3 protein-coding genes are annotated in these 5,384 nt (G+C 71.3%); 2 read left to right on the top strand and 1 reads right to left on the bottom strand.

What is annotated here, in order from left to right; translation table 11 throughout:
* Positions 1-187: 187 nt before the first annotated feature.
* Positions 188-2,674: a LamG-like jellyroll fold domain-containing protein gene (locus ACWEVO_RS29125; RefSeq protein ID WP_452310680.1), complete on the bottom strand. Its 2,487-nt coding sequence runs from the start codon at positions 2,672-2,674 to the stop codon at positions 188-190.
* A 258-nt stretch (positions 2,675-2,932) separates the two neighbouring features.
* Between ACWEVO_RS29125 and ACWEVO_RS29120 the strand changes: the two genes are divergently transcribed.
* Together ACWEVO_RS29120 and ACWEVO_RS29115 are read left to right on the top strand one after the other, a co-directional pair.
* A complete protein-coding gene (locus ACWEVO_RS29120; RefSeq protein ID WP_452310679.1) occupies positions 2,933-3,769 on the top strand; it encodes a DeoR/GlpR family DNA-binding transcription regulator in 837 nt (278 codons plus the stop codon).
* Between the two features lie 73 nt (positions 3,770-3,842).
* Complete coding sequence (locus ACWEVO_RS29115; RefSeq protein WP_452310678.1) at positions 3,843-5,351, top strand: sugar ABC transporter ATP-binding protein; 1,509 nt, start codon at positions 3,843-3,845, stop codon at positions 5,349-5,351.
* Positions 5,352-5,384: the final 33 nt, after the last annotated feature.

The following is a 5,384-nucleotide window of genomic DNA, read 5'->3' as shown; positions in this document are numbered from 1 at the left end:
CGGCCGATTCCAGCGCGACCGCCGTGGCGAAGTCCTCCACGAACGCGACCGTGCTGCCGTCGGTCAGCAGGTCGTCGAGGGCCGCGTCGGCCGCGCCGGGCGCCGCGGGCACCGGGGGGGGGGGCGCCGCGGGGGGGGGGCGGGGGTGGCCGCGCGGCGGCGACGACGGCGACGAGGCGGAGGTGCCTCAGAGGCTGGCTCCGGCCGCGTAGAGCTGGGCGACCTCGGCGGCGGACAGGGCACGGTCGTAGACCTGCACCTGGTCGATCGCGCCGCGCCAGTAGTCGACCGGGCCGCTGTTGAACCGGGCCCGCCCGATGACCGTCGGTCCGCTGGACGCCTCGCCCAGGCAGGAGCTGGCCGTGCCGGCGCGCTGCCCGTCGACGTAGAGCGTCAGCGTGCCGGTGGCGGCGTCCCGCACGCCGACCAGGTGGTACCAGCGGCCGGTCTGCGGTGCGGTCGGCGCGAGCGCCCGGACCCCGGCGAAGCTGAACGCGAACCGGTTGTCCGCGCCGGAGTACTGCAGGAAGAAGGCGCTGTGGTTGTTGCCGTCCTGACTCACGGCGGTGGCGAACCCGCCGAGGCTGTCGAGCTTCACCCAGGCCGACGCCGTGTAGTTGCCGGTGGTGTCGAGGATCGAGGCGCCGGTGTCGACGTACTGGTTCACGCCGTTGAGCTGCACGGCGCTGCCGGAGTGGCCGGTGGTCCACGTCGCGCCGTTCATCAGCGTTCCGTTGTGGTTGCCGGCCTTGTCGTCGGTCACCGTGCCGCTACCTTCGTCCAGCGGCCACCAGCCCACCCCGGTCAGCCCGGGGGTGCCCGGCGGCAGCTGCGGCGCGTTCGCGCCGGTGCCGTCGACCGAGCGGACGATCGCGCGGTTGACGTCCCGGACCCGGTCGAAGTCCATCTTCTGGATCTGGCGGTCGTAGGTGTAGAAGCCGTTGACCTCGTGCTCCACGTCGGTGGTCTGGGTGTAGACACCGCCGGAGAGCCCGCACCGGTTGGCGACGGTCAGCAGGTCACGCTGGTTCTCCACGTAGCGCCGGGTGAGGGTGGCGCTGTCGGGCGTCATCTCATAGCCGTGGCCGTCACCGAACCACATGTGGCCGGGCACCTCCAGTCCGAGGCCGCCGTGCTCGCCGTCCACGGCGACCCGGTCGCCGCTGGGGATCGGTGAGGCCGGGCCGAGGTACTGGTGGAAGTCGATGATGTCGCCGCGCCCCGAGTCGCCCTTGGAGGCGCAGCAGTTCACGCCGCTGTGCGCGTTGACCATCCGGCTCGGGTCCTGGGCGCGCAGCTCATCGGCGATCCGGCCGGTGGCGGTGCGGTCCCACTCGCCCCAACCCTCGTTGAACGGCACCCAGACCGTGATGGAGGTCCAGCTGCGGTGCTCGTCGACGATCTCCTTCAGCTGCCGCTCGAACTCCTGCTGCGCGTCGAGGGGTGGGATGCCGCCGGTGCGCATGGCGGGCATGTCCTGCCACACCATGAGCCCCAGGCGGTCGGCCCAGTAGTACCACCGGTCGGGCTCCACCTTGATGTGCTTGCGGATCGTGTTGAAGCCGAGCCGCTTGGTCTCGGCGATGTCGAAGCGCAGCGCCTCGTCGGTCGGCGCGGTGTAGATACCGTCCGGCCAGTACCCCTGATCTAGGGTGGACAGGTTGAACAGGATCTTGCCGTTGAGGGCCAGGTGGAGCTTGCCGTCCGCGCCCTTGACCTTGGTGACCTCGCGCATGCCGAAGTAGGACTGGACCCGGTCGACCTCCTTCGGGCCGTCCAGCACCCGCACCGTCAGGTCATAGAGGTACGGCGAGTCGGGCGACCAGAGCCGCGGCTTCGGCACCGGGACGCGCAGCTCGGCGCCGGCCGGTCCGGAGGCGCGGCCGACGACCTTGTTGCCGGCGTACGCGACGGCCTCGACCGTGCGGCCGTCGCCCTCGGCGACCTGGGCGGTGAGCCGGAGGCTGGCGTCACCCACGTCAGGCGTCATCGCCAGCCGGTCGACGTGGCTCGCCGGCACCGGCTCCATCCAGACGCTCTGCCAGATGCCGGAGGACGAGGTGTAGAAGATCCCCCGGTCCGGCACGTTGCGCTGCTTGCCGATCGGCTGCCAGGTCTTGTCGGTGCGGTCCTCTACACCGACCACCAGCTCCTGGGCGCCCCGATCGCGCAGGGCGTCGGTGACGTCGACGCTGAAGCTGTCGTAGCCGCCGCGGTGGGTGCCGACCTGGACGCCGTTGACCCAGACCGTGGCGTCGTAGTCGACGGCGCCGAAGTTGAGGCGTAGCCGCTCGGCGCTGCCGATCCGCCAGTTCGCCGGCACCTGGAAGGAGCGCCGGTACCACATGCGGTCCTCGTGCCGCTGAATGCCGGACAGCGCCGACTCGATCGGGTACGGCACCAGCACCCGCTCGCTGAGCTGCTCGCCGATCGGCGGGGCTTCGCCTTCCTGTGCCCCCGCGAACTGCCAGACCCCGTTCAGGCTCTCCCACCTCTTACGGACCAGCTGGGGGCGGGGGTAGTCGGGAAGCGCGTTGTCCGGTGACACCTGGCCGGTCCACGGCGTGGCGATCGGTGGTGTGCCCGGATGCCAGGTCGCCTCGGCGCGTGCGATCCCTGGCACGCCGCCGATCACGCAGACCGCGGCGATCAGCGCGGTGGCTGCTCTTCTCATCGTTCAGGGCCCCTTTCTCACGAGCGTGGCGTGAGAGGGCAGGCCGCAGCGCCCGGGCCCGGGCCGGCGATGCGGCCGGCCAGGCCGGGTGCGGGCCTGCCTGAAATCGTTGGGAAACAATCAATCATCGTCACGATCTCAAGTCAATACCATTCGATCAGATCCGATCAGAAACGATCCGGGAGCGCTCTCACCAAGCTCAGGGCCGTGCAGAGTACGATCAGAACCAGACCGACCCGTTCACGAAGAGAGGACAACGTGGCACCTGGCGACGACTCGCGAACGGCGACCGAGGGCCGGCGAACCATGTTCGCCGCCGAACGCCGGCAACGCATCCTCGAACTGATGCACGCCAACGGCGCGGTCTCCCTGCGGGACATCGCCCAGGCCGTCCAGTCCTCAGAGGTCACCGTCCGACGTGACCTGCGGATCCTGGAAGCCGACGGACTGCTCAACCGCCATCACGGCGGCGCGACCCTGCCCGGCGCGCTGGCCACCCCGCCCGGCGCGCTGTCCCGGGAACCCACCTACGCCCAGAAGGCCCAGGTCGCCGCTGCCGAGAAGGCCGCCATCGCCGAACTCGCCGCCTCGCTCGTCGAGGACGGCGACGCCATCGTCATCGGCGCCGGCACGACCACCCAACTCTTCGCCCAGCAGCTCACCCGCTACGCCGAACTAGCCGTCGTGACCAACTCGCTGCTGGTGGCCCAGGCACTGGCCAACGCACCGCGGGTCGAGGTCGTCCTCACCGGCGGCACCCTGCGCGGCGCCATCCTCGGGCTGGTGGGCAGCGCCGCCGAGCGCTCGCTCGCCGGTCTGCGGGTGCGCCGGGCCTTCATCTCGGGCAACGGTCTCACCCCCGAACGCGGCGTCTCGACACCGAACATGCAGGTCGCCAGCGTCGACCGGGCGCTCGCCGCGGCCGCCGAGGAGATCGTCGTGCTCGCCGACCACACCAAGATCGGAGTCGACACCATGGTGCAGACCGTCCCGACGGACGAGATCGACCACCTCGTGACCGACGACGCCGCCCCCCGCGACGTGCTCGACGAACTGGCCAACCGGGCCGTGCGGCTGCACGTCGCCCGCCCCTGACGTCTTTACCTTGGCACCCGCCGTACGCCATCATTCGCCTCAGCCGACTCGCCGGCCGCTACGAGGAGGCACTGTGGTAGGCAGCAGCACCGTGATCGAAGCCGCGGGCGTGGTCCGCGACTTCCCCGGCACCCGCGCCCTCGACCACGTCTCGTTCACGCTGCGACGCGGCGAGGTGCACGCCGTCCTCGGCGAGAACGGCGCCGGCAAGTCGACGCTGGTCAAGGTGCTCTGCGGCATCGACCGACCGGGCGCCGGGGTACTGCGGTTACACGGCACGCCGGTACGCTTCTCCTCCCCCCGCGACGCCGAGCGCGCCGGGATCGGCGCGGTCCACCAGGAGGCCAACCTCGTTCCCCAGATGAGCGTCGCCCGCAACCTGTTCCTGGGCCGCGAACCGCGTCACCGGCTCGGCCTCATCAACGTCGCCCGCATGAACACCCGGGCGCGCGACATCATGGCCGACTGCGGCCTGCGGATCGACGTACGACAGCCCCTCGAGTCGTTCGACGCCGGAATCCAGCAGTTGGTCGCCGTGGCCCGCGCGATCGCCACCGGCACCTCGGTGATCGTCCTCGACGAGCCCACCGCCGGCCTGGACGACGACCAGGTCGAGCGGCTGCTCAGCATGCTGGACACGCTGCGCGAGCAGGGCCGGTCGATCGTCTACGTCAGCCACCGTCTTACCGAGATCGAGCGGATCTGCGACCGGGCCACCGTGCTGCGCGACGGTCGGGTCGTACACACCGGCCCCCTCGCCGGCCTCGACCGGATGCGACTCGTGTCGCTGATGCTCGGCCGCCGGGTGACGCTCGGAACGACCACGAGCGGCGGCGCATCGGCCGTCGAGCCCGCCGACCCGCCGATCCTGCAGGCCACCGGCCTCACCCGCCGCCACGTGCTCGGCGGCGTGTCGATCAACCTCCGGCCGGGCGAGGTCGTCGGCCTCAGCGGCCTGCTGGGCGCCGGCCGAAGCGAGACGGCGAAGGCGATCGCCGGCGCGATGCCGCTGGACGCCGGGCAGGTGACCGTCTCCGGCGCCCGCCTGCGCCAGCGCTCGATCGCCGGCGCCGTCCGCGCCGGAGTGGGACTGCTGCCGCGGAACCGTACGACCGAGGGCATCATCGCTTCGCTGTCGGTCCGCGACAACATCGCGCTCGCCGCACTCCCCCGACTCTCCCGCGCCGGCATCGTCTCCGAGGCCCGGCTCGACCGGATCGTCGAGACCTTCATGCGGCGGCTACGGATCAAGGCGACCAGCCCGCACCAGCCGGTCGGGGAACTCTCCGGCGGCAACCAGCAGAAGGTGCTGCTGGCACGCTGGCTCGCCACCCACCCCCGGGTGCTGATGCTCGACGAGCCCACCCGCGGCATCGACATCGGCACGAAGTCCGAAGTGCAGGCCCTCATCGACGATCTCGCGGTGGACGGGCTGGCGGTCATGCTGATCTCCTCCGACCTGGAGGAACTCGTCGGTTCCTGCGACCGCGTCCTAGTGCTGCGTGACGGCGCCGTCGCCGGTCAGCTGACCGGGCCGAACGTCACCGAGAAGAACATCATGGCGCTACTCGCGGCGACCTGACCGCCGCCCCACCAGGGCGCTCCCCGGTGGGGC

This window comes from Micromonospora sp. NPDC003776 (assembly GCF_053605645.1).
This window is presented reverse-complemented; position numbering and strand designations above follow the sequence as displayed.

Bases quoted from the DNA above. Each gene is read 5' to 3' on its own strand.
- ACWEVO_RS29125 (WP_452310680.1), bottom strand. From the start codon at position 2,674: ATGAGAAGAGCAGCCACCGCGCTGATCGCCGCGGTCTGCGTGATCGGC.